Genomic DNA, 22,686 nt, shown 5'->3' with positions numbered 1-22,686 from the left:
GCCAAGTGAGTGATCAAATAGATACCAGTGAGATGTCGCTGGAAGACCAGATGGCGGCAGCTATGGCGGCAGAAATGGCCGCTGATCAGCCGCAGGCGCAAGCCTATCAACCAGACGATGTGGCCACCATGTCGGCCGAGCCGATGGCCAGCCACGGTGGCGACCTGAACCTGAATGCGATTCTCGATATTCCGGTGAAAGTCACCGTGGAAATTGGTCGCACCCAGGTGCCGATTCGCGACTTGATGCAATACAACCCCGGTTCTGTAGTGGAGCTGGAGCGTTTGGTGGGTGAGCCTCTGGACGTGCTGGTTAATGGCACGCTGGTGGCAAAAGGTGAGGTGGTAGTAGTTAACGAGCGGTTCGGCATTCGCCTCACTGACGTGGTAAATCCTGCCGAGCGTTTTAAAAAGTTGAAATAATTATGAAAGCCTTTGCCCCCAAATCACTGCTGATTTTGTTTTTGATTGCCGGTACCGCGCTGGCAGCTGATCCGGAGCAGGCTATACCGCTGGCAGAAAAAACCAACAGTGGTGCCTATATTTTGCAGCTGGTGATGAGTCTTGCCGTAGTGCTTGTGGGCATTGGCGCGCTGGCGTGGTTGCTGAAAAAATTGAATCGTATGCCGGGAAATGATCTGGCAAAAATGCATGTTTTGGCGGCGATGAGTCTGGGGGCACGTGAGCGTGCCGTGCTGGTTCAGGTGGGTGATAAACAGATGTTGCTGGGGGTGTCTCCGGGGCGTGTTACTACCTTGCATGTTTTTGATGAGCCGGTAATTGATCCAAACCAGAAAACCCCTTCTGCTGCCGGAAATCATTTTGCGACGATTCTTAGCGGTCTCGGCAAGGGCGGAGATCGCTCGTGAAAAAGCTGTTCAAAATAATGGCGGCGATTTGCTTTCTGGCTTTGCCGACACTGGCCTTTGCCGAGCAGGGTCTGGATTTGCTCACCGTAACGCCCAATGCTGACGGTGGCCAAACCTACAGCACCACCATTCAGATTCTTCTGATTATGACGGTGCTCAGCCTGTTGCCGACAGCGCTGATCACCATGACCTCTTTTACCCGCATTATTGTAGTGCTGTCGATTTTGCGGCAGGCGCTTGGCACCGCGTCCACGCCCTCCAATCAGGTGCTGATCGGTCTGGCTTTGTTTACCAGTATTTTCATCATGACGCCGGTGTTTGAAAAAGCCTACGACGCTGGTATCAAACCTTACATCGAAGACAAGATGGAATTTACCACCGCGATGCAGGCTGCCAGTCAGCCGCTTCGTGATTTTATGCTCAACCAGACTCGTGAAAATGATCTGGCGATGTTTGCCGATATGGCCGGGCTGGAGCAGCTGGAAGGGCCGGAAGATGCACCGTTCAGTGTGCTGTTGCCGGCCTTTGTAACCAGCGAACTAAAAACCGCTTTCCAGATTGGCTTTATGATTTTTATTCCGTTTTTGATTATCGATCTGGTGGTGGCGAGTGTATTGATGTCTATGGGTATGATGATGCTGTCGCCCATGCTGATCTCGATGCCCTTCAAAATTATGTTGTTTGTTCTGGTAGACGGTTGGTCGCTGATTCTCGGCACGCTGGCCTCCAGTTTCTACACTTAGCGGGGAATAAATAATGACACCCGAATCGGTTATGGATCTCGCCCGCAATGCGCTCACGATTACGGTACTGTTGAGTGCGCCGCTGCTGCTGTCGGCACTGGCTATCGGTCTGCTGATTGGTATTTTTCAGGCCGCCACTCAAATTCAGGAAATGACCCTGAGCTTTATTCCCAAACTGATTGGTCTCGCCGCCGCACTCGCCATTGCCGGTCCCTGGATGCTGGATGTGTGGCTGTCGTTTGCGGAAAACCTGTTTCTGGATATTCCCAATTTAATTGGGTGACGTGCGTGATGAAAAAGCCTGAATATATTTTTAGGGGTTTTGGCGTCCGACGTCCGACGTCCGACGTCCGACCAATATGGAATTAACCACTTCCGAAATCTACTCCTGGGTCGGCAGCCTGTTCTGGCCCTTTGTTCGCCTGAGCGCCATGTTCATGGCCGCGCCTGTGTGGGGTGCGCGTACATTGCCGGTACGAATTCGCATTGTGCTGGCACTGGTGATCTCTTTTATGCTCTACCCGGTTTTGCCTGCAGCTCCCGCCGTTGAACCATTTTCTCCAGCCGGTTATTTAATTACCTTGCAACAGGTTTTGATTGGCGTGGCGATGGGCTTTTTATTGCAGCTGGTGATGGGGGCGATGGTAATTGCCGGCCAGAATGTGGCGATGAGTATGGGGCTCGGCTTTGCCTCGGCAGTGGATCCACAGAATGGCGTGCAGGTTCCAGTGATGAGCCAGTACTACACCGTATTTACCACGCTGGTTTTTCTGGCCCTGGATGGGCATCTATTGCTACTGGAAACCCTGGTGCAGAGTTTTCGGTTACTGCCCATCGGCAGCGCCGGTTTTACCGCGGATTTCGCCTGGCAAATTGCCAGTTGGGGGACTTATATGTTTGCCGGTGGCGTGTTGGTAGCTTTGCCGGTAATGACGTCCATGCTGCTTGTTAACCTGTCGTTTGGTGTAATGACCCGCGTTGCACCGCAATTAAATATTTTCGCGGTAGGTTTTCCGATCACCTTGCTGGCCGGATTTGTTCTGGTGCTGTTCAGCACCTCCAGTCTATTGCCACAAATTTCCCAACTGTTTGCCGACGCCCTGATGACATTGCAGGAGATTATTCGCAATGGCTGAAGATCAGGGTCAGGAAAAAACAGAAGATCCCACGCCGAAACGGCAGCGGGAAGCTCGCGAAAAAGGGCAGGTAGCGCGCTCACGCGAACTCAATACCATGTTGTCGCTGGTGTGCGGTGCTGTGGGGTTACTGTTTATGGGCGAATTTATGCTCCGTGATCTCGCTGCGCTGTTGAGCGACAGTCTGTCGATCGATATTAAGTCAATCTATAACCCTTCGGCGATGGTGGCTTCGCTGGGTGATACTTTTGTCACCGGGATAAAAATATTAATTCCACTTTTTGTATTGCTGATTGTTGCAGCATTTTTAGGGCCGCTCAGTGTTGGCGGTTTTGCATTCAGTATTAAGGCGGTGGCCTTTAAGGTGGAAAAACTCAATGTGTTTAAAGGTATCGCTCGAATGTTTTCCGCCAAAAGTGCGGTGGAATTACTAAAAGCCATTGCCAAATTTCTGGTTGTTGCAGGGGTGGCGTACCTGGTGCTGGCGGAATTGTTGGACGATTTGATTGGCCTGGGTGCGGAAGGGTTGGAGGAGGGGCTTGCTCACTCCGCATCCATGTTTGGCTGGTCGTTTTTAATTCTCAGTGCGGCGCTGATTTTAATTGCAGCTATCGACGTGCCGTTCCAGCTTTATCAGCACAATAAACAGCTGAAAATGACCAAACAGGAAGTCAAGGACGAGATGAAAGAGAGCGAGGGGCGCCCGGAAGTAAAAGGTAAAGTGCGCCAGTTGCAGAGGGAGATGTCCCAGCGCCGGATGATGGACGAAGTGCCAAAAGCTGATGTGGTAATTACTAACCCCACGCACTATGCCGTTGCCCTGAAGTACGACGATGATGCTGGTGGTGCGCCGGTAGTGGTGGCAAAAGGTAAGGATTTAATTGCCGCCAATATTCGTGAAATTGCCCGTCAAAACAACGTCACTCTGTTTTCAGCGCCGCCTCTGGCGCGGGCGCTGTACGCTACCACTGAAATAAATCAGGAAATTCCAGCAGATATGTATTTGGCGGTGGCGCAGGTGCTGGCTTACGTATACCAGCTCAATAATATGATGGGCGGTGAAATGCCTGAGAAGCCCACCGACTTGCCAGTGCCGCCTGGTGAGTGGAGTTAGTGAATTAAGTTAGCCCCCAAACCAGCCAAAACCAGACCGGAACAGGTTAGCCCGATTTGTGGGTATATGAGGGTTGGCCTGTTCCGGTCTGGTTATGGCGGATTAAAACATCAAAAACTATAGCTGCAATCGAACTCCTGTCATCCCGAGCGCAGCGAAGACAAAAGCGCATAGTGCGTTGGGCGCCGAAGGCGACAATCTCTGATTGGATCTGTAGGCGCAAACCCTTGAGATCCTTCGCTGTGCTCAGGAAGACAGTAACTCACCCATCTCCCATCTCCCATCTCTCGTCTCTCCTTTCAAAACTTGGCACGAATCTTGAGATACCCCTTTGGTAATTAAAAAAAGCGCCAAAAAAACAACACTGGATCACATAACAACCATGAAGCAGTTATTAAGCGGTCGAATTAACGCACTTGGTCTCGGTACACCCATTTTGCTGATGACCATGCTGGCAATGATGGTGTTGCCGTTGCCCGCATTTCTACTGGACCTGCTTTTTACCTTCAATATTGCACTCTCCCTGATCGTACTACTGGCTGCGGTGTATGCTGGACGGCCGTTGGAATTTGCGGTTTTTCCGACTGTGTTGCTTATCTCCACACTGCTGCGTCTGGGTATGAACGTCGCCTCCACCCGCGTGGTATTGATCAACGGCCATACCGGTACCGATGCCGCCGGTAAAGTAATTGAGGCGTTCGGTGAATTTGTAATCGGCGGCAACTACACCGTCGGTTTTGTGATTTTTGCCATTCTGGTAATTATCAATTTCGTTGTGGTTACCAAAGGTGCCGGCCGTATTTCTGAAGTAAATGCGCGCTTCACATTGGATGCCATGCCCGGCAAACAGATGGCCATTGATGCCGATCTTAACGCCGGCATTATTAATCAGGACGAAGCACGCGCCCGTCGCGAAGACGTCGCCCAGGAAGCGGATTTTTACGGGGCAATGGATGGTGCCAGTAAATTTGTTCGCGGTGATGCGGTTGCCGGTATTCTGATTCTGCTGATTAACATGATCGGTGGTCTTGCCGTCGGCATGGGCCAGCATGGCCTTAGTTTTGAGCAGGCCGGTCATAACTATGTACTGCTCACCATCGGTGATGGTCTGGTAGCGCAAATTCCCTCACTGCTGCTGTCTACCGCCGCTGCCATTATCGTAACTCGTGTTTCCTCTACCCAGGATATGGGCCAGCAAATGAGCAGCCAGTTATTCGGCTCGCCCAAAGCGCTGGGAATCACTGCCGGAATTGTGCTTGTGCTCGGCATGATTCCAGGCATGCCTAATTTTGTATTCCTGAGTATTGGTGGTGGCCTCGGTTACATGGCCTGGCGAATGTCTCGCAAGCCAAAAGCCGAGCTGGTTGATGAAAACAAAGAACAGCAGCAGGAAGAAAAATCGTCTGAGCCCCGCGAACTGAGTTGGGATGACGTCCAGCCGGTAGACATGATTGGTCTGGAAGTGGGCTACCGGATGATTGCGCTGGTGGATAAAACCCAGGGTGGAGAACTGCTGACTCGTATTAAAGGCGTGCGCAAAAAACTCTCCCAGGAATTGGGCTTTCTGGTGCCCTCGGTTCATATTCGCGACAACCTGGATCTGTCGCCCAGTTCCTACCGTATTACTTTATTGGACGTGCCAGTGGGTGAAGGTGAAGTTCATCCTGGCAAAGAGATGGCAATTAATCCCGGTCAGGTATTTGGCACTCTCAATGGCATTTCCGGTATCGATCCCGCATTTGGATTGGAGGCGGTTTGGATTGAGCCATCCCAGCGCGACGAAGCGCAGACCATGGGGTACACCGTGGTGGATTGCAGCACGGTGGTTGCGACCCACCTCAGCCAACTTCTTAAACAACACGCCAACGAACTGCTCGGCCACGATGAAGTGCAGCAGTTGCTGGATGTGCTCGGTAAGTCCTCGCCCAAGCTGGTGGAAAACCTCGTACCGAAAACCGTATCGCTGGGTGTGGTGCTGAAGGTAATGCAAAACCTGTTGGAAGAGGGCATTCCAATTCGCGATGTGCGTTCCATCGCCGAAGCATTGGCGGAACACGCGCCGAAGAGTCAGGAACCCGACGCTCTCACTGCTGCAGTGCGGGTCGCATTGGGGCGCACCATCTACCAAAACATAGCTGGCATGGAGTCTGAGCTGGGTGTGATGACTCTCGATCCAGAGTTGGAACAGATGTTGCATAACTCATTGCAGGGTGCCGCAGGTGTCGGTGGATTGGAGCCAGGACTGGCCGAAACCATGATGAGACAGGTGGCAGAAGAGGCAAGGCGGCAAGAAGCTGCCGGTCAAACCCCGGTGCTGTTGGTGTCGTCGCCGCTGAGATTGTGGCTGGCAAAACTGATCCGCGGCACCACCCCGAACCTGAACGTGCTGGCCTATGACGAAATTCCCGCCAGCAAACGGGTGAAGGTAACTGCCTCTATCGGCAAACAGCCAGTGGCACTGGCCGGATAATTAGCAAGCCCAATTGGGATTAACTGAGCGAACAGCGAAGGTAACAGGTATGAAGATTCAGCGCTTCGTAGCCAGAGACAGCAAGCAAGCCATGCGCCTTGTGCGTGAGGCGATGGGTGGCGACGCCGTCATTCTCTCCAGCAGTCGAGTGGAAGAGGGGGTTGAAGTAGTGGCAGCAGCGGATTACGACGACAAGCTGCTCAATCCGGCTCGCGCCGGTCATGGGGCCGCCACTTCTAGCCAAGCGTCCCGTCCGCAGCCGACTGGTTACCAGAAGCCTTCCTATCAGCATCCGGCGTCTTACCAGCCTGCTTCTTATGAGCGGCCGTCAGCTCATCAACAGCCAGTCGCCCAACCGTCGCAGCAGCGTCCGGTTCAGCAGCCAGCACAGGCCAAGCCTGATCTGGATTCATACAACGAAATGCGTCGCGAGCTGACCAACCTGCGCGGCATGCTTGAAGGTGAACTTTCGCAATTGTCACAGCGCGATATGGGGCAGCGTCAACCGGTTCGAAGCAATCTAGTGCGCCGCTTGGGTGGTCTCGGCTTGAGTCGCGATCTGAGCCTGAAACTCACCGAACAGTTGCCCGGCAGTATTGATATGGATTACGGCTGGGATGCCTGCCTGCGAAATCTGGGATCTCAAGTTATCGAAAATCAGGACGACATTATTAACAACGGCGGTCGCGTGGCCGTAGTTGGCCCAACCGGTGTTGGCAAAACCACTTCGGTCGCCAAATTGGCGGCACGGTTTGCGATGCGTCACGGCCGCAAACAGGTGGCTCTGATTACCACCGACTGCTACCGCATTGGCGGACAGGAGCAGATTTATACCTTTGGCCGCATTCTCGGCGTACCGGTGCGGGTCGCCACCAATCGCGAAGAACTCTCCCAGGCTCTGGCCGAATTTGCTGACCGCAAACTGGTGATGATCGATACCGCCGGTATGAGCCAGCGCGATATGGGCCTGACCCAACAGTTCGAAACCCTGACCGGCGTGGAGCCGGGCATCAAGATTTACCTGACTTTGTCAGCAACGTCACAGCTCGCCATTCTCGACGAAGTTGTACGCAAATTCAGCAGCACCAATCTGGCCGGTGCCATCGTCACCAAAGTGGACGAAACCGCCAGCATGGGACCGATTCTGTCGGCGCTGATTCGCTACAAACTGTCGGTTGCCTACATCGGTAACGGCCAGCGAGTGCCGGAAGATTTACACCCCGCGCGGGCGGCCGATCTGGTCAAGCACGCCGAGGAGATGATGGAAACTGTCGGTTGGAATCAGCCAATGATGGCTGCCGACTCTTTTGGAGGTATGACTCTCAATGCTGGACTCGCATAACGCCTTTGTAGATCAGGCCAGCGGACTGCGGCAGATGGCTCAAACCAAACCGGTTCGAGTAATTGCGGTAACGGGGGCAAAGGGTGGTGTCGGTAAAACCAACGTATCGGTAAACCTGGCCACCTCCCTTGCCCGCATGGGCAAGAACGTCATGTTGATGGACGCCGATCTCGGCCTTGCCAATGTGGATGTGATGCTGGGGCTGCATGCCAGCTACGATCTGCGTCACGTAATTTCTGGCGAACGTTCGCTGGAAGAGATTCTGATTCAGGGGCCGGGCGGGGTGCAGATTGTGCCATCCGCATCCGGTGTTACCCGCATGGCGGAATTGTCCAACGCCGAGCATATCGGTTTGATTCGCGCCTTCAGTGAGTTGAGCCAGCCGGTAGACGTTCTGCTGGTGGATACCGCTGCCGGGATTTCCGACAGTGTGGTTAGTTTCTCCAAGGCCGCCCAGGAAGTACTGGTGGTGGTATGTGACGAGCCTACTTCCATTACCGATGCTTATGCGCTGATTAAAGTGTTAAGCCGGGATCATGGTGTTGAGCGATTCCATATCGTTGCCAACATGGTGAAAGACAAGGTGCAGGGCGAAGAGCTGTTTTTCAAAATCAGCCGCGTTGCCGAGCGCTTCCTCGACGTGAGTCTGCGCTATCTCGGAGCAGTGCCTTTTGATGAGCAGTTGCGTAAATCGGTGCAGCGCCAGACTGCTGTGGTTGAAGCGGCCCCGCGCAGTAAGGCGTCAAAAGCGTTAACTCGAATCGCTGAACAGATTGATCGCTGGCCGCAGCCGCATGTGGCGTCGGGCAATCTCGAATTTTTTGTCGAACGGCTAATTCAGTCCAACAGCTTTAACACCATGGGTGGGGAGTTGTTCGGATGAACGGCGCGGCGGTGTATGCAGACAGTTGCAAACAGCAACAGGAGCGGCTGGTCAGGGAACACCTGCCGCTGGTTCGGCGCATCGCCCACCACTTGATGGCGCGTCTGCCCGCTGATCTTGATGTAAACGACCTGATTCAGGTGGGGATGATCGGCCTGCTGGAAGCATCAAAAAATTACGCCGCTGCACAGGGTGCAAGTTTTCAGACTTACGCCAGTATTCGCGTGCGAGGCGCCATGCTCGATGAATTGCGCCGCTCTGACTGGACACCGCGTTCCGTACAGCGCAAATCCCGTCAGCTTGCCGAAGCGACCGCTGCCGTTGAAGCGCGCCTGGGTCGTCATGCCAGTGATTCGGAAATCGCTTCCGAGCTGGGAGTGGATATCGACGAGTACCACGACATGCTGCGCGATACCGCTGGCTGTCGAGTTTCCAGCCTTGATATGGAAGAAGAAAATGGCACTGGTGCCATTGCCGAAGATGCCGGCCCGCTGGATCGCATCGAAGAGGGTGATTTCAGGTCTTCACTGGTAAAAGCCATTGAAGGGTTGCCGGAGCGGGAAAAAATGGTCATGTCGCTCTATTACGATGATGAAATGAATTTGCGGGAAATTGGCGAAATTCTCGGGGTGAGTGAATCCCGGGTTTGCCAGATTCACAGTCAGGCGTTGTCGCGGTTGCGATCGCGACTGGGCAGTTGGGTAAACGCATAAAAGCTAAAAAGACTTAAATTATGGATATTTTGACGCTTATTGGTGTTGTAGTTGCACTGGCGGCCATCCTCGGCGGCAACATCCTTGAAGGGGGGCACACTGACTCCCTGATGCAGGTTACTGCGTTTGTAATTGTATTTGGCGGCACCGCCGGTGCCGTAATGGTACAAACATCCCTGAAAACCTTTAAGCACGGTATGAAACGAGCCGGTTGGGTATTTAAACCACCACAAGCAGACTTGCCTACCGATATTCAAAAAATCGTCGATTGGAGCAAGCTGGCTCGTAAGGAAGGTCTCCTTGGTCTGCAAGGCCCGGCAGATGAAGAGCCCGATCAATTTTTGCAAAAAGGCCTGCAAATGCTTGTGGATGGCAGTGAGCCCGACACCATTCGTAAAGTTCTGGAAGTGGAAATCGAATCTCAGGAACATATGGATAATGCCGCAGCAAAAGTATGGGAAGGCTTTGGCGGTTACTCTCCGACCATCGGAATTATCGGTGCGGTAATGGGTTTGATTCACGTGATGAACAACCTTGCCGACCCCAGTGCATTAGGCCCCGGTATTGCCGTGGCGTTCGTAGCTACCATTTACGGTGTTGGTTTGGCCAACCTGTTTTTCCTGCCCATGGCCAATAAAATCAAAAGTATCGTCGCTCATCAGGCATCCCATCGCGACATGTTGGTTGAAGGTTTGGTGTCGATTGCCGAGGGTGAAAACCCCCGTAATATCGAAAGTAAATTAAACGGTTATGTGAAATAACCGCGGCCACTTGTTAGATAAGAAGAGAAAAAGAACGCAGTATGGCGAGAAAAAAGAAACATGAGGAGCACGAAAACCACGAGCGGTGGCTGGTCTCCTATGCGGATTTTATTACCCTGCTGTTTGCGTTCTTTGTGGTGATGTATTCCATCTCTTCGGTTAATGAAGGTAAATATCGGGTTTTGTCTGAATCGCTGAATGCCGCGTTTCGCTCATCGGCGCGGGCGCTGAACCCGATACAGGTAGGCCAACCGGTACGTTCACCGCAAATCTTTGCGCCAAAAGCGTCCATGTCGCCGCAGGCCATTGTCAGCTCGCCCATTCGTATTGATATTCACACGCCAATGCCCAACGTCAATTCGCCGCCGCTTGCCGCTTTGCAAGGCAAGGAAGTGGGCGGTGGCCTGGAGAAAATGTCCAAAGAGTTGGAAGAGGCATTTAAAAAGCTGATTGATGATAAAGTCGTTAGCGTGCGAAAAAATCCGTTTCAGCTGGAAGTGGAAATCAATACCCAGATATTGTTCCAAAGCGGCAGTAGCGTATTGTCACCAAGCGCCATTCCGGTAATTAAACAGCTCAGCGATATTCTCGACGATTTTAATAACCAGGTTCAGGTGGAAGGTTTTACCGACAACCAGCCAATTCGCAGCTCCATTTACCCATCCAACTGGGAGCTGTCTGCCGGTCGCGCAGCAACTGTGGTGCGCCTATTTGCGGAGAACGGTATTACCCCTGGTCGCTTGTCATCGGTGGGTTACGGTGAATTTCGTCCTATAACCAGTAACGACACCGAAGCCGGTCGCGCCCGCAACCGTCGCGTGGTAATTGTCGTTAAAGCAAGCCAGTACGCCGACAACCAGAATATGATGGACGCGCTTCGCGACAATATTGGCAATGTGTCTGCACCGGGCACCATTATTCCGGCACCAACCAGCAATCGCGCTGGCCGACCGGCGATGATTATTCCTGTAAGTCCCGAGGTCCGTGCTGCCGAGGAGTTGCTGTAAAAGAGCAGCCTGTTAAGAGATGGAATATGGGGGAAGTTGTTCATATCAATCCTCCTACACCGGCCCCGCCGGTAAAGCCCGTACGCCGTGATGATCAAAAGTCCCGTGAAGAAAAGCCAAATCGACTCCCGGTTAATCCTGACGATTTGGAAGACGATATTCCCCATATCGACGAATACGTGTAGTCTGACACTTGTATTTTGAAGTTAAAGGTGGATGGAATGACCGAGAAAGACAAACCCCAAGAGCAGCAAACCAATATCGAAACCCTCAACCGCGAGGCAATGCGCCAGGCGGTAGAATCCATAGGCATGGTGTGTGTTCCCGCCATTGCCAATGTACCACTCCCCCACACCAGCATCGCCGAAGCCCCCAGCGATGCAGAGCTTGATAATGAGTACCGCTCCTCAGGTGCCCTGATGCGCCGTCTGGCTGACACCGTAATCCAGTGGCGCAGCCAACTTCCCGAAGACGAACAACCCGCGATCCTCGCCATCCTTAACGGTGGTATCCAGGTTCACGTAGAACGTCTCGCCCAGGAAAGCTTCCACGGCATCCGCATCGAAGGAACTCTGAACGGCAGCCCATGTATGCTGCTGTCCCACCAATCCAGCGTGCAGTTGCTGTGTTATGTGGAGCGGGTGGAGAAGGAAGAATTCAGGCGGCGGATTGGATTTATTATTGATGGGGAAGAGGAAGAGGTTTGATGGGGGGATGCCTATTTTATTAGGTTAACTCTAACTGTGTTCCGATAGATTTATAGAGTCAGTATGAGTGGCTAACCAATGAGGCTATTTAAAGTAATCTTGGCCGTAGAGCTTATCATATGTTTTATTTGGCCAGCTTATATGGTTGTCGTGTGTGCGGCTTTTGGGCTGTTGGGTATTGTCTCGGCTTTTGATGGTGACTATTGGGGGTTGTTTTTTACGTTGCTCTCTATTACGGGTATCGCAGGTCTATATGGAATTGCCCAAACCTACTTGAAGATAGCGACTCCAAGTCTAATTGTTGAGTCACCAAGGATTATTTTTTTCTGTTTGTGTGCTGGGGTGGTGGCTATTATTTTGGCTTCTTTTATTATGAATCCCAGTGCCGCTCAGTATGCGTTTCTAATATTGCCTCTTCTGGTAACCGCTCATTTTGTCTACCTAGCTAGAGGGTACCTATTTGGATTGGACGCTGGTTGACGTTATACCTCAAAGGATTTTCTGATGGTGAGGGTGTTGAATTTGGTTGGGTGGGGGTTGATGGTTGGTGGTTTCTGCTTTATTGCCCTCTTATTTAAGGAGAATCAAGATAAAATTCCACTAATCTTTAGCCTGGTAATGCTTGGTATGTCATTTGCTGCGATTGATGTTGGGTATAGGCTTAGTATATTCAGGTTTATAGGCTGGCTTGGTAGTTTTCTCTGTATTTATTGGGTTTCAATAGAGTCTGGAGTTATGGTGATATTACCTATATCTTGTTTGTTTCTCGCTCAGTGGATGTGTGGTTTAAGGCGTATTGTGGCACCTTCCGGTTTTGGGGCTGATTAAGCGTGATACTAATGCAGAAAAGGGCGGGCCTATTTTTAATGTATCGAATATTGATAGTGATGGCGTTGATTGTTCCGAGCTTCTTCGCGGGTACTATTTGGAAAAATCGTGAGATTTTAGCTAACCCACTAGCACTTTCCTCTCGGCTCATAATTCAAGAGTCGCCGAATCAAGAAGGGGAATTGCCGAAGGGTACAGTTTTGTATCCATTTTACACAGGCTGGGGAGAAACAAACCCAACATACATAGTATTTGTAAACACTAAGTATCTTAATATGCTGGAACCTATTGTCTTCAATGAGTCAACAATGTCACCGCTCAGTGGCTATGTTGAGTAATCAGGAAAAGGGGGCTGATTTATTCTGCTGGATTAGGAAGGGTGTTTTTCCATAAGATGTATCCGAGTAACTAAATCGGCATTGGGTTATGCGCCAACGCCACCAACACGATATACCCAAAACAACCAACCGCCACTATCCCCGCCCAAAGTTTCCCGCGCTTGATCGCAATCGTTCCATATACAATATATGCCAGCAGAAATAGACGGAACTATTTGTAGAGATCCTGATTGGTAGGGCAGAATTTCTTAAGGATCTTGGCATTCTCTCACTCTGGAATCTCCACCTCCGACGGCACCGCACATTCCCGGCCTTATTGAGGATTTTCTAACCGAGTCCCTATTAGGGCGTGGGCAGGACTGGACTCATCTATATTTGAGTGTGGACGACATATAAATATCAAATCATAGAGATGAATAGATAATGATTACTCGCATATTCAAAGCGACCATCAGCCCGGAAAATCATAGGGAATGGCAAGAGAAGGTGGAAAAATTCTCGATCCCCTGGCTTAAATCCCAGCCTGGATTGGTGGCTTACTACCCTGGGAGACCATTGGGGTCCACCTCTACGGTGTTTTCGATGATCTCTATTTGGGAAAGTTTCGAGGCTCTAAAAAGTGCGGTAGGGGAAGATTACCAGGTGGTCGTTCTTCTGGAGGATGAAGAATCTCTTGTGGAGAGCGTGTCTGTTGAGCACTTTGAGTTTTTTGACGCCAAATAGGTAATCTAAAGTCATGCCATCTAAATCGGTGGATTCCCGCTTTTGCGGGAATGACGACCAAGGATTTACAGAGTCATCTACAGCCGGCCGGAGTAATTTATCTCTAACCAGATGTGTTTCTAAAAAGGGAAGGGGTTATGTGCCAACGCCACCATCACGATATACCCAAAACAGCCAACCGCCACTATCCCGGCCCATAACTTCCCGCGCTTGATCGCAATCGTTCCAAATCCAATATAAGCCAGCAGTGCCAGCACCTTGGCGGTTAACCAGCTGTTTACGAAAGGGTATTGGTGGATAGTGATCATCAGGTAGATGGCACAGGCGAGGAGCAGGGTGTCGTTGATGTGGGGTGTTGTTTTGACCCAGCGTTTTGTAATCAAAGGCGATTGCCGGTAGGACCACCAGGCTCGAATAATAAAGAAGCTGATGCTGATAATGGCGAAAGTGATATGGGCGTTTTTTATTAGTTGGTAGGTCATATTGCGTGTTTTTTTGAAGGGACGTCATGCCCGCGTAGGCGGGCATCCATAGGTCTCGGTGTTTGTGAAGGCTAGGAGCTTTGTTCAATATGGATCCCCGCCTTCGCGGGGATGACTAGGGATGAAAAGGGATGACGAGGGATGTAGCTACATCTTCATCAGTTCCACACGCAGTTTTTGCAGGTACTGCTGCACTTTTTGGGTGTTTTCCGGACCGGTGCGGATCAGTTGTTTCTGGGCATCGGACATGTTTTCTATGCTGTCATCGGAAAATTTGAAGTAAACCGACTCCAGTTTTAACTCTGGCGGCTCTTGATAAATTGGTGTTGCCAGTATTTGATCGATGGCTTCGATCAGCGCATCTTTGAAGGTGCGATTCTCGTAGCCCTGTGCGGCAAAGGCTTCTTCAAACAGCGGTTCCAGGTTGGTAATAGACTTTGCAGCTTTAGCTGGATCTGTCTTAGTCAGCAGGGAAACCACGTCGTCGTAGCGCTGGTAGTTGTTGGCGTCGATAAAGTACTGCTCGCCCACTTTTTGGGTGGCGAATTTTCCGGCTGGTGCTTTAACGGGCAGGAATTTGCGTAACATAACGCCTTGGGTGATGCCGTCGATCACGGCGGTAGAGCGTTTGATCAGGTCGGAAGCCTGCACCCACTGTTTCACCGGTTCGGCATCATTTAGTGCCAGAACCTCTTCTCGCACATATTCATCACTGTCGTCCAGTGATGGCAGCACTTGGGCTGGCTCAGCGGGCATGGTGGGTTCGGTTGGCTCGACTGGTTCTTTAATTGGTTCCGGCTCAACAACGGGCTCAGGCTCTTCAACCTGTTGTACTGGCTCCATTGGTACGGTTTCAATTTCGGGATTAGGCGCTTCGCTGGGGCGCATTAACCACCAGCCGCCAATAACTAACAGGCCTACAGCCACTATTAAAATGGCAATTTGCATAGGGCGTTTTGATGCAGAAGTCTGGCTGTACTCTGGACGATTATTATCAAAGTTGTCCATCTGTATTCTCCATACCGAAATGAATTGGTTTTTCAGGGATGATAGAACAACAAACTGCAGAAAGTATGGAACTCTGTTGTTTGTGCTTATTCATTTGACTTCAGCTGAGCAAATCGTTCACCTGATTTCAGCGTTTATTGGCAAAGGTGATTTCGGAAAGCGATAAATCGAATTCGTCGCCGTCATCGTCGACCTGATGAAATTTAACGACCTGATAGTGCAGCTTTGGTGACAGCCAGATTTCAGTGGAGCGATCCGGGTTGTCGTGGTGAAGCTGCAATTTGATGGTGTCCACTTTACCTATTGGCGTGTCCAGGGATTCATGGCCGATTATGCGGTAGCTCTGCTCTTTGCTGCGGCCGCGACGGACAATCTGGTATTCGAAGCTTTCTTTTCCCGCACTCAAGTCCAGGGCCAGTTGCACCTGAAGGCCCAGCAGATCCAGTTCGCCACCACTAAGCTCTATACTTCGCTCTTTATCATCATCTTTGTAGTGGGCCAGGTTGTTCTTCCAGTCGAAGCGGGTTTCTTCGTCATCCCCAAAGCCAAACAGGCTGCGAGATAGCAGGTGATGTTCCGGCTGAACTTTATTTCCAGCTTTCAGGGTAAAAGTGCTCTGCTCGTTGATGTGCCCCATAAATCGCTTGCGGGCATTGTTGCTGATTTGAAAGCGGTTGCCACCAAGGGGTTTTAATTCGCGTTCAGTCGTTAAGCTGAGGCCATTCACGTTTGCTGAGTAAGTGGCGTGAAAAGGGGTGAGTGGATTAACTTGCTCGGTGGGAGGTAATGGTTGTTCAGTTGGCTCGTTGGTTTCGCCAATGCTGAAAGCTGAGAAGCATAAAAGGGAAATAAGTACAGAAAATAACAGCGATTCTTTTTGATGCCGGTTACAAATCGTGGTGCGTGACATGATCTCTCCCTGAGTGATGTGTCAACTTACCTTTAGATTGTAATAGCGGCAGACCGTTCGGTCTGCCGTATTTTTTCTGATTTGTGAATCAGCCTTCCGAAAAAGGGTAGCCGGTTTCTGGCAGCACTTCATTGTCCAGCAGGGCGCGACCATTTTCCATGGTCAAGCGGCCTTCGCACAGCCATTGGGCAGCCAGCGGATAGATCTGGTGCTCGTAACCCAGAACGCGTTTGGCAAGGGCATCGGCATCATCGCCCGACAGGATGGGAACTCGAGCTTGCAGCACTGGAGGGCCACCATCCAGCTCTTCAGTGACGAAGTGCACGGTGGCGCCGCCTTCCGAATCGCCAGCTTCAATAGCGCGCAGGTGAGTGTGCAGACCCGGGTATTTGGGCAGCAGCGACGGGTGAATATTGAGCATTCTGCCCTGATAGCGGCGAATAAAGCCGGGGGTGAGAATGCGCATAAAGCCCGCCAGAATCACAGCATCCGGTTGGAACTGGTCGATGCAGTCACCCAGTGCAGTATCAAAGCTTTCGCGATCCGGGAATTCTTTGTGGTCGACAACCTGGGTGGGGATACCCGCCTTGCTGGCGCGTTCCAGGCCCATTACGCCTGGACGGTTGCTGATCACCGCCGCAACGGTGGCACACAGGGTGCCATCGGCGGCGGAATCAATAAAGGCTTGCAGGTTGCTGCCGCTGCCGGAGATCAGAACGACCAGGCGCGGCTTTTCGGTGGTGCTGGTTGAACTCACGCAGTCAGGCCCTTGAGTTCCACCTGTTCTTCGCCAGCTTTGGCTTGGGCGATTTCACCGATTACGAAAGCATCTTCACCAGCAGCGTGCAGGGTGTCCAGAGCGTTATCCAGTTCTGCGCCGGGAACTACCAGCACCATGCCGATACCGCAGTTGAATGTGCGGTACATTTCGCGGCTGTCCACGTTGCCCTTTTCTTGCAGCCAGTTAAAGACTGCAGGCATTTCCCAGCTGTTCACGTCGATAACGGCTTTGGCGTTGTCCGGCAGTACACGAGGAATGTTTTCCAGCAGACCGCCACCAGTGATGTGGGACAGTGCGTGAACTTCGCTGTTGCGAATCAGGCGCAGCAGCGGTTTTACGTAAATACGGGTTGGTGCCATCAGGGCTTCAGCCAGCGGCTTGCCGTCCACTTGTTCGGTGGTGATGTCGGCACCACTTACTTCGATGATCTTGCGAATCAGCGAGTAGCCGTTGGAGTGCGGACCGCTGGAACCGAGGGCGATCAGTTTGTCGCCAACGTGAACGCGGCTGCCGTCGATGATTTCAGACTTTTCCACCACACCGGTACAGAAACCGGCCAGATCATAGTCTTCGCCTTCGTACATGCCAGGCATTTCGGCAGTCTCACCGCCTACCAGGGCACAACCAGCCAGCTCACAACCTTTACCGATGCCTTCAACAACTGCAGCGGCGGTGTCTACGTTGAGAGCGCCGGTGGCGTAGTAGTCGAGGAAGAACAGAGGCTCTGCACCGCAGACCACCAGGTCGTTTACACACATGCCCACCAAGTCGATACCGATGGTGTCGTGCATGTTCAGGTCCATCGCCAGGCGCAGCTTGGTACCCACACCGTCGGTGCCGGAAACCAGTACGGGTTCACGGTAGCCGGAGGGCAATTCGCACAGGGCGCCAAATCCGCCAAGGCCGGCCATTACTTCAGGGCGGCGAGTGCGTTTGGCAACGTGCTTGATGCGTTCTACCAGGGCGTTACCCGCGTCGATATCAACACCGGCATCTTTGTAGCTGAGGGGGGTGGTTTGCTGTTTTGTGGTCATGGATGGCAACCGCAGAAGTGTTAAAAAGTTAAGTGAAACATGGAAAGCGGCGTATTTTAGCCGTTTCGACGGTGCGAAACCATCTAAATCTCGAAGGAGGGTTATCTCTGGCTGAATATAGGCTGCTAGCGGTCATTTTACCCCCCTTTATTGATAGGGAGAGCGCTCAACGAGTGTTAACAGCCCCTAACTTTTTGGCAATACTGGAAATTACCATTTACCGATCAGGTGCTGCTGTTACAATGTGCGGCTACTAATAACAGGTATAAGTTAAGGTTTTCCATGCTCATACGTTCAGCCGGTCTTGCAATACGCTCCTGGATTTTGCCGTTGATTTTGCTGTGCACTGCTTTTGCCAGCCACGCGGTAGAGGTTAAAGGGCTGTATGAGGTGGCAGTTAAAGTGGAAGACCAGTCGGCACTGGAGCGCACCAAAGGCACTCGCGCTGGCCTTGCGCAAGTACTGGTGAAAGTCAGTGGCCGAAGCGATGTGGTTAATCATTCGGCGGTAAAGGATGCTTTGAATCGAGCCGACAGTTATCGCCTCCAGCACAGTTACGATCACCAACCTGCAACATTGACGGCTCCAGAGTACCTGAACCTGAAGCTCCGTTACGATGAAACCCAGATAAGACGACTGCTGCGCCGTGCCCAATTGCCAATCTGGCCATCCAATCGCCCGGAGATATTATTCTGGATGGTAACGGATCTTCCCAATGAAGGGCGTCTTCATGTCAGCCGTGAGCTGATGCCGGAGGCCTACGAATTGTTAGAGCGCAAGATGGCTGAGCGTGCCGCGCCACTGCGTTTGCCATTACTGGATCTGGAAGACCAACTCAACCTGTCGGCCAGAGATGCCTGGGATCAAAACGCCGAGCGTGCTACCGAAGCTGCTCAACGCTACGACACCGACCACTGGACTGTGCTGAGTTTTTATCGCACCAACAGTGGTGAGTATCGCGCATCCATTCAGGTGGAAGCGGGCGTACACAGTGATCGGGAAGCGTTGATTGCTGGCTCGTTGGAAGACTTGATCGACAAAGCCGTTGATTGGTCGGTGGATCGAGTCTCTCAAGGGTATACTTTTGTTCCCAAGCAGAACGCCGAAGAGGTAGCCCTGCGTCTTGAGTCGGTGGATAACTATAAAGAGTACCAGGCGGTAATCAGCCACTTTGAAGGGCTGGAAATGGTTCGCTCGGTACGCCTGGTGGCAGCTAATGGCAATGTGCTGGATCTGAGCATGGCCATTGATGGCAGCCCGGCAAAGTTGCGTGACCTGTTGCGTCGCGACCCAAAACTCGCGGAGATCACCGATCTGACTACCGACGAGATGAGCTTATTTTTTCGCTGGAGACCGGTGACACGCTAAGTCGCCACCAGTTTGTAGATAAATGAACAACATCATGACAGACAGTCCACGCCAGTTGAGCCTGGGAGTTGCGCTCAATGATGAGGCGACACTCAGCAATTTCTATGCGCCTGAACAATCGCCGCAAGCTCACGCGGTTGCACTACTCAAGGAGCGGCTGCTGACAGCTGCCGAGCCATTTGTATACCTGTGGGGGGCGTCTGGCAGTGGCGTGACACATTTGCTTCAAGGTGCCTGCCATCAGGCGCTGGATTTGGGGCTGGAGGTTCAGTATCTGCCGTTGGTAGAGCTGGTGGATTATCCACCGGAAGCTCTGCTGGAAGGGCTGGAGCACCTGGACCTGGTCTGCCTTGATCAGCTCCACGCTGTAGCTGGCCAACCGAACTGGGAAAAGGCCCTGTTTAACTTCTTTAACCGAATTCGCGACAACGGCAACTGCCTGCTGGTAGGGGCCAATGCGTCCGCTCGTGAATTGGGCGTTGAATTGCCGGATTTGCAGTCGCGACTGAGTTGGGGTGTTACCTTTCATTTACCTGCCCTTACCGATGAAGACAAAATCGCTTTGTTGCGTTTTCGCGCCGAGCTGCGTGGTATGGAGTTGGGGGAAAATTCCGCCCGGTATCTGCTTAATCATGGTGCCCGTGGGGTTGCTGAGCTCATTGTCGCTTTGGATCAGCTTGATAGCGCATCGCTGGAAGCGCAACGTAAATTGACCATTCCTTTTATTAAGGAAACGCTGGGCTGGTAATCCCGGGCGGTGACTTTTACTTAGTGAACCTTGCAGCCCTACACCATTCAATTTGAAAACAATCACGAAATTTGTGGAATTGGTTCCGGATTTTTTTGCCCGCACAACATAGAGTTCGGGCCTGTTACCCATAGCTTTTGGAGGCTAACGAAAACAATGAAAAGAAATGTAATAGCGCTTGGGCTGGGGATGGCCCTGTTATCAGGTGCGGCGCAGGCAGATACTGTGCTGGGTGTTTATGCTGGTGCCAGTCAGTGGAGTTCCGGGTTGAGTGGCAAAATCGGTATTACCGATACAGACTTCTCCACCCTGGGTTTCGATGACGAGAAGAACAACGTTCTATACGTCGCTCTGGAGCATCCGGTACCGCTGGTACCTAATATCATGCTGAAACAAACTGATCTCTCCACCACCGGTAATGCAACCCTGGCTGGTGATGTACAGTTTGACGATATCAACTTCACTTCAGGGGAAGCCCTGATGACCGATTTTGACCTGACCCAGACTGACGCGACTTTCTACTACGAAATTCTCGATAACTGGCTGAATCTGGATCTCGGTTTAACCCTTCGTCAATACAAGGGTGACCTGACCGCAATGTCCATGTCCGAGTCAGAAACCATTGATCTGGATACTCTGTTGCCGATGGGCTATGTGAAAGGTCAAATCGACCTGCCGCTGACCGGTTTCTCCCTGAAGGCCGATGCCAATGTGATCAGCTACAGCGGCGACAGCATTACCGATTTTTCGGCAGCTGTTGCCTGGAAAGCCTCTTTCCTGGTGGCGTTTGATGTGGGAGTGGAAGCTGGTTACCGCCGTCTGAACCTGGATCTGGATGATCTGGGTGACCTGGAAACCAACCTGACCATCGACGGACCTTACGTAGGCTTTACGGCGCATTTTTAATGGATGCACTTTGAAGCATATGTTGTAAGTGGAGGCGGCCATTGGCCGCCTTTATTTTATCTGGATTAAAGGTAAAGTGTGGTAGCTCTGGTGGAGAATGCGTGAGTAAATATTAGATAGGTTGCGATCGCCAGTCAGGCTTTAGTATCTGGGGGTTCTTAAGGGATTTAGGAGATCGGTAGCGTGAAACAAATTATTGCGGTAATACTGACAATGTCATTGAGTGTGTTGGGAGGTTGTGAGATGGAAGAGTCAAATCAGAAAATGGAGCAACCGTTCGCCATAGCAATTCACGGCGGGGCCGGCACCATTTTAAAAGAGAACCTCACCCCTGAGCTGGAGCAGCAGTATCACGCCACGCTGGCCGAGGCGCTACGGGCAGGTCATCAGGTGTTGCTGAACGGTGGCACCAGTGTTGAAGCTGTGCAGGCCGCCATTGTGGTGATGGAAGATTCGCCACTGTTTAATGCTGGTAAAGGGGCGGTCTTTACCCACCACAAAACCAACGAGATGGATGCCTCTATTATGGAAGGCAACACCCTAAACGCAGGGGCAGCGGCTGGCGTATCGATGGTGAAAAACCCGGTAAAACTGGCGGCGGCGGTGATGACTCAATCTGACCATGTCATGCTGAGTGGTGAAGGTGCGGAGCAGTTCGCCCGATATGTAGGGCTGGAAATCGTTGACCCGGAATATTTCAAAACGGAGCGTCGTTGGAACCAGTTAATGAAAGTATTGGCGGAAGATCCGGACGGCTCTGTGTTGTCGGAAGATGAAACGGATAAGGCAGCCGCTTACGATGATGGCAAATGGCCCGACGATAAAAAGTTCGGCACCGTAGGTGCTGTCGCGCTGGATAAGTTCGGTAATCTCGCAGCGGCGACCTCCACCGGTGGCATGACCAATAAAAAATACGGTCGCATTGGCGACTCTCCGGTGATCGGTGCAGGCACCTACGCGGACAATAACGCCGGAGCAATCTCCGCCACAGGCCATGGCGAATACTTTATTCGCGCTGCGGTGGCTCACGACATTTGTGCCCGGGTGCTGTACCAGGGTAAATCGCTGCAGCAGGCAGCAGACGCTGTGGTAATGGAAAAGCTGGTCGATATGAAAGGCGAGGGCGGCATTGTTGGCATGAGCCCGCAGGGGGCTGTGGTGTTTAGCTTTAACTCGCCGGGTATGTACCGGGGTTCAATTGATGTTAATGGTGAACTCTATACGGCTATTTTTCGATAGGACAGATCTCTCACTGCCCCCATAAAAATAAAGACGATAAATATAAATCAGTGGGGTAAAAATAGCGTAATACAGAACCGATCGGGCTATCTATCTCTATCAACAACGGGTGTGCATACACTGTCGCAATTGTCGGGAGTCGGAACGGGGCTGGTGCCCTGTTCTGGTAATGCATTGGCAGTTGAGATTGTGCCAGAGGTAAATCTAAATGTGCAGAGATTTTTGGCCCCCTTGATTTCTAATTACACTGAGCAGAATCAGCTGTGCAAGATGTATGTGCCCACGATTTCAGAAGATGAAATGTCTGTTCAAAATGATTAACCAATACAGCTGATCACCACAAAGTCTTAGCAATATTGAGCCCCATAAAAGAGTCTCTTGAATCCATTAATGTAATAGGCTCCTTTCTTCAGCCCCTGCGTTTACACCTACCTCGTGCGATTGAGGTTTTATTTAGTCAACTTTTCTTTCTTAAGGGTGCTGTTTCTAATCTAAGCTTGTTAGTTACACAGTGTGACGACATCTTGTCATGCACATGGTGATGCATTCAGTCTGGTTAAGGGGGTGGCCAGGAAAT

25 protein-coding genes are annotated in these 22,686 nt (G+C 51.7%); 20 read left to right on the top strand and 5 right to left on the bottom strand.

Features of this window, described 5'->3' with window-relative positions:
• Positions 1-5 precede the first annotated feature (5 nt).
• The 16 genes from fliN to QP938_08910 all read left to right on the top strand — a co-directional run bounded on the left by fliN (position 6) and on the right by QP938_08910 (position 13,633).
• Positions 6-422 carry a flagellar motor switch protein FliN gene (fliN, locus tag QP938_08985; GenBank protein WIO73432.1) on the top strand — a complete coding sequence of 139 codons (417 nt, stop codon included), beginning with the start codon at positions 6-8 and terminating at the stop codon, positions 420-422.
• A gap of 2 nt (positions 423-424) precedes the next feature.
• A complete protein-coding gene (gene fliO, locus QP938_08980) occupies positions 425-868 on the top strand; it encodes a flagellar biosynthetic protein FliO (protein WIO73431.1) in 444 nt (147 codons plus the stop codon).
• Between the two features lie 17 nt (positions 869-885).
• Positions 886-1,611 carry a flagellar type III secretion system pore protein FliP gene (fliP, locus tag QP938_08975; GenBank protein WIO75648.1) on the top strand — a complete coding sequence of 242 codons (726 nt, stop codon included), beginning with the start codon at positions 886-888 and terminating at the stop codon, positions 1,609-1,611.
• Between the two features lie 13 nt (positions 1,612-1,624).
• Positions 1,625-1,894: a flagellar biosynthesis protein FliQ gene (gene fliQ / locus QP938_08970; GenBank protein ID WIO73430.1), complete on the top strand. Its 270-nt coding sequence runs from the start codon at positions 1,625-1,627 to the stop codon at positions 1,892-1,894.
• Between the two features lie 76 nt (positions 1,895-1,970).
• Positions 1,971-2,747, top strand: a complete 777-nt coding sequence (fliR, locus tag QP938_08965; protein WIO73429.1) for a flagellar biosynthetic protein FliR — start codon at positions 1,971-1,973, stop codon at positions 2,745-2,747.
• Entirely contained in the window at positions 2,740-3,861 is a 1,122-nt protein-coding gene (flhB, locus tag QP938_08960) for a flagellar biosynthesis protein FlhB (GenBank protein WIO73428.1), read from the top strand. Before fliR ends, flhB begins: the two co-directional genes overlap by 8 nt.
• A 382-nt stretch (positions 3,862-4,243) precedes the next feature.
• Positions 4,244-6,331 carry a flagellar biosynthesis protein FlhA gene (gene flhA / locus QP938_08955; protein ID WIO73427.1) on the top strand — a complete coding sequence of 696 codons (2,088 nt, stop codon included), beginning with the start codon at positions 4,244-4,246 and terminating at the stop codon, positions 6,329-6,331.
• 49 nt (positions 6,332-6,380) lie between these two features.
• A complete protein-coding gene (gene flhF / locus QP938_08950; GenBank protein WIO73426.1) occupies positions 6,381-7,673 on the top strand; it encodes a flagellar biosynthesis protein FlhF in 1,293 nt (430 codons plus the stop codon).
• Positions 7,674-7,707: 34 nt separating this feature from the next.
• The gene (locus QP938_08945) at positions 7,708-8,556 is read left to right on the top strand and encodes a MinD/ParA family protein (GenBank protein WIO75647.1); all 849 of its coding nucleotides are present in this window, start codon (positions 7,708-7,710) and stop codon (positions 8,554-8,556) included.
• The gene (locus QP938_08940; GenBank protein WIO73425.1) at positions 8,553-9,269 is read left to right on the top strand and encodes an RNA polymerase sigma factor FliA; all 717 of its coding nucleotides are present in this window, start codon (positions 8,553-8,555) and stop codon (positions 9,267-9,269) included. The genes QP938_08945 and QP938_08940 overlap by 4 nt, the downstream gene beginning before the upstream one ends.
• Before the next feature lie 20 nt (positions 9,270-9,289).
• Positions 9,290-10,030, top strand: a complete 741-nt coding sequence (locus QP938_08935; protein WIO73424.1) for a flagellar motor protein — start codon at positions 9,290-9,292, stop codon at positions 10,028-10,030.
• A gap of 41 nt (positions 10,031-10,071) precedes the next feature.
• Positions 10,072-11,037, top strand: a complete 966-nt coding sequence (gene motD, locus QP938_08930) for a flagellar motor protein MotD (GenBank protein WIO73423.1) — start codon at positions 10,072-10,074, stop codon at positions 11,035-11,037.
• A gap of 26 nt (positions 11,038-11,063) precedes the next feature.
• Positions 11,064-11,222, top strand: coding sequence for a hypothetical protein (locus tag QP938_08925; protein ID WIO73422.1), 159 nt, complete (start codon positions 11,064-11,066; stop codon positions 11,220-11,222).
• 36 nt (positions 11,223-11,258) lie between these two features.
• Positions 11,259-11,744 (top strand): hypothetical protein, encoded by a 486-nt coding sequence (locus QP938_08920; protein WIO73421.1) that lies wholly within the window; start codon positions 11,259-11,261, stop codon positions 11,742-11,744.
• A 78-nt stretch (positions 11,745-11,822) separates the two neighbouring features.
• The gene (locus tag QP938_08915) at positions 11,823-12,224 is read left to right on the top strand and encodes a hypothetical protein (protein ID WIO73420.1); all 402 of its coding nucleotides are present in this window, start codon (positions 11,823-11,825) and stop codon (positions 12,222-12,224) included.
• Between the two features lie 1,109 nt (positions 12,225-13,333).
• Positions 13,334-13,633 carry an antibiotic biosynthesis monooxygenase gene (locus QP938_08910; protein WIO73419.1) on the top strand — a complete coding sequence of 100 codons (300 nt, stop codon included), beginning with the start codon at positions 13,334-13,336 and terminating at the stop codon, positions 13,631-13,633.
• 119 nt (positions 13,634-13,752) lie between these two features.
• On the opposite strand, the gene QP938_08905 is transcribed toward QP938_08910, so the two are convergent.
• The 5 genes from QP938_08905 to purM all read right to left on the bottom strand — a co-directional run bounded on the left by QP938_08905 (position 13,753) and on the right by purM (position 17,848).
• Positions 13,753-14,115, bottom strand: a complete 363-nt coding sequence (locus QP938_08905) for a SirB2 family protein (GenBank protein ID WIO73418.1) — start codon at positions 14,113-14,115, stop codon at positions 13,753-13,755.
• A 147-nt stretch (positions 14,116-14,262) separates the two neighbouring features.
• On the bottom strand, positions 14,263-15,123 hold the full coding sequence (locus QP938_08900) for a DUF3014 domain-containing protein (GenBank protein ID WIO73417.1): 861 nt from the start codon (positions 15,121-15,123) through the stop codon (positions 14,263-14,265).
• 127 nt (positions 15,124-15,250) lie between these two features.
• Positions 15,251-16,033: a DUF3108 domain-containing protein gene (locus QP938_08895; protein WIO73416.1), complete on the bottom strand. Its 783-nt coding sequence runs from the start codon at positions 16,031-16,033 to the stop codon at positions 15,251-15,253.
• Positions 16,034-16,121: 88 nt separating this feature from the next.
• Positions 16,122-16,790 carry a phosphoribosylglycinamide formyltransferase gene (gene purN, locus QP938_08890; GenBank protein ID WIO73415.1) on the bottom strand — a complete coding sequence of 223 codons (669 nt, stop codon included), beginning with the start codon at positions 16,788-16,790 and terminating at the stop codon, positions 16,122-16,124.
• On the bottom strand, positions 16,787-17,848 hold the full coding sequence (purM, locus tag QP938_08885) for a phosphoribosylformylglycinamidine cyclo-ligase (protein ID WIO73414.1): 1,062 nt from the start codon (positions 17,846-17,848) through the stop codon (positions 16,787-16,789). The genes purN and purM overlap by 4 nt, the downstream gene beginning before the upstream one ends.
• A gap of 282 nt (positions 17,849-18,130) precedes the next feature.
• On the opposite strand from purM, the gene QP938_08880 reads away from it, so the two are divergent.
• The 4 genes from QP938_08880 to QP938_08865 all read left to right on the top strand — a co-directional run bounded on the left by QP938_08880 (position 18,131) and on the right by QP938_08865 (position 22,109).
• Positions 18,131-19,216 (top strand): DUF2066 domain-containing protein, encoded by a 1,086-nt coding sequence (locus tag QP938_08880; protein WIO73413.1) that lies wholly within the window; start codon positions 18,131-18,133, stop codon positions 19,214-19,216.
• Between the two features lie 34 nt (positions 19,217-19,250).
• The gene (hda, locus tag QP938_08875) at positions 19,251-19,964 is read left to right on the top strand and encodes a DnaA regulatory inactivator Hda (protein WIO73412.1); all 714 of its coding nucleotides are present in this window, start codon (positions 19,251-19,253) and stop codon (positions 19,962-19,964) included.
• Between the two features lie 156 nt (positions 19,965-20,120).
• Entirely contained in the window at positions 20,121-20,870 is a 750-nt protein-coding gene (locus QP938_08870) for a TIGR04219 family outer membrane beta-barrel protein (protein WIO73411.1), read from the top strand.
• A 183-nt stretch (positions 20,871-21,053) separates the two neighbouring features.
• Positions 21,054-22,109 (top strand): isoaspartyl peptidase/L-asparaginase, encoded by a 1,056-nt coding sequence (locus QP938_08865; protein ID WIO73410.1) that lies wholly within the window; start codon positions 21,054-21,056, stop codon positions 22,107-22,109.
• The last annotated feature ends 577 nt before the right edge of the window (positions 22,110-22,686 follow it).

The sequence above is a fragment of the Porticoccaceae bacterium LTM1 genome (assembly GCA_030252795.1).
Taxonomy (GTDB): domain Bacteria; phylum Pseudomonadota; class Gammaproteobacteria; order Pseudomonadales; family Porticoccaceae; genus SCSIO-12696.
The sequence above is the reverse complement of the archived record's forward strand: the minus strand, read 5'-3'. Positions and strand labels throughout refer to the sequence as shown.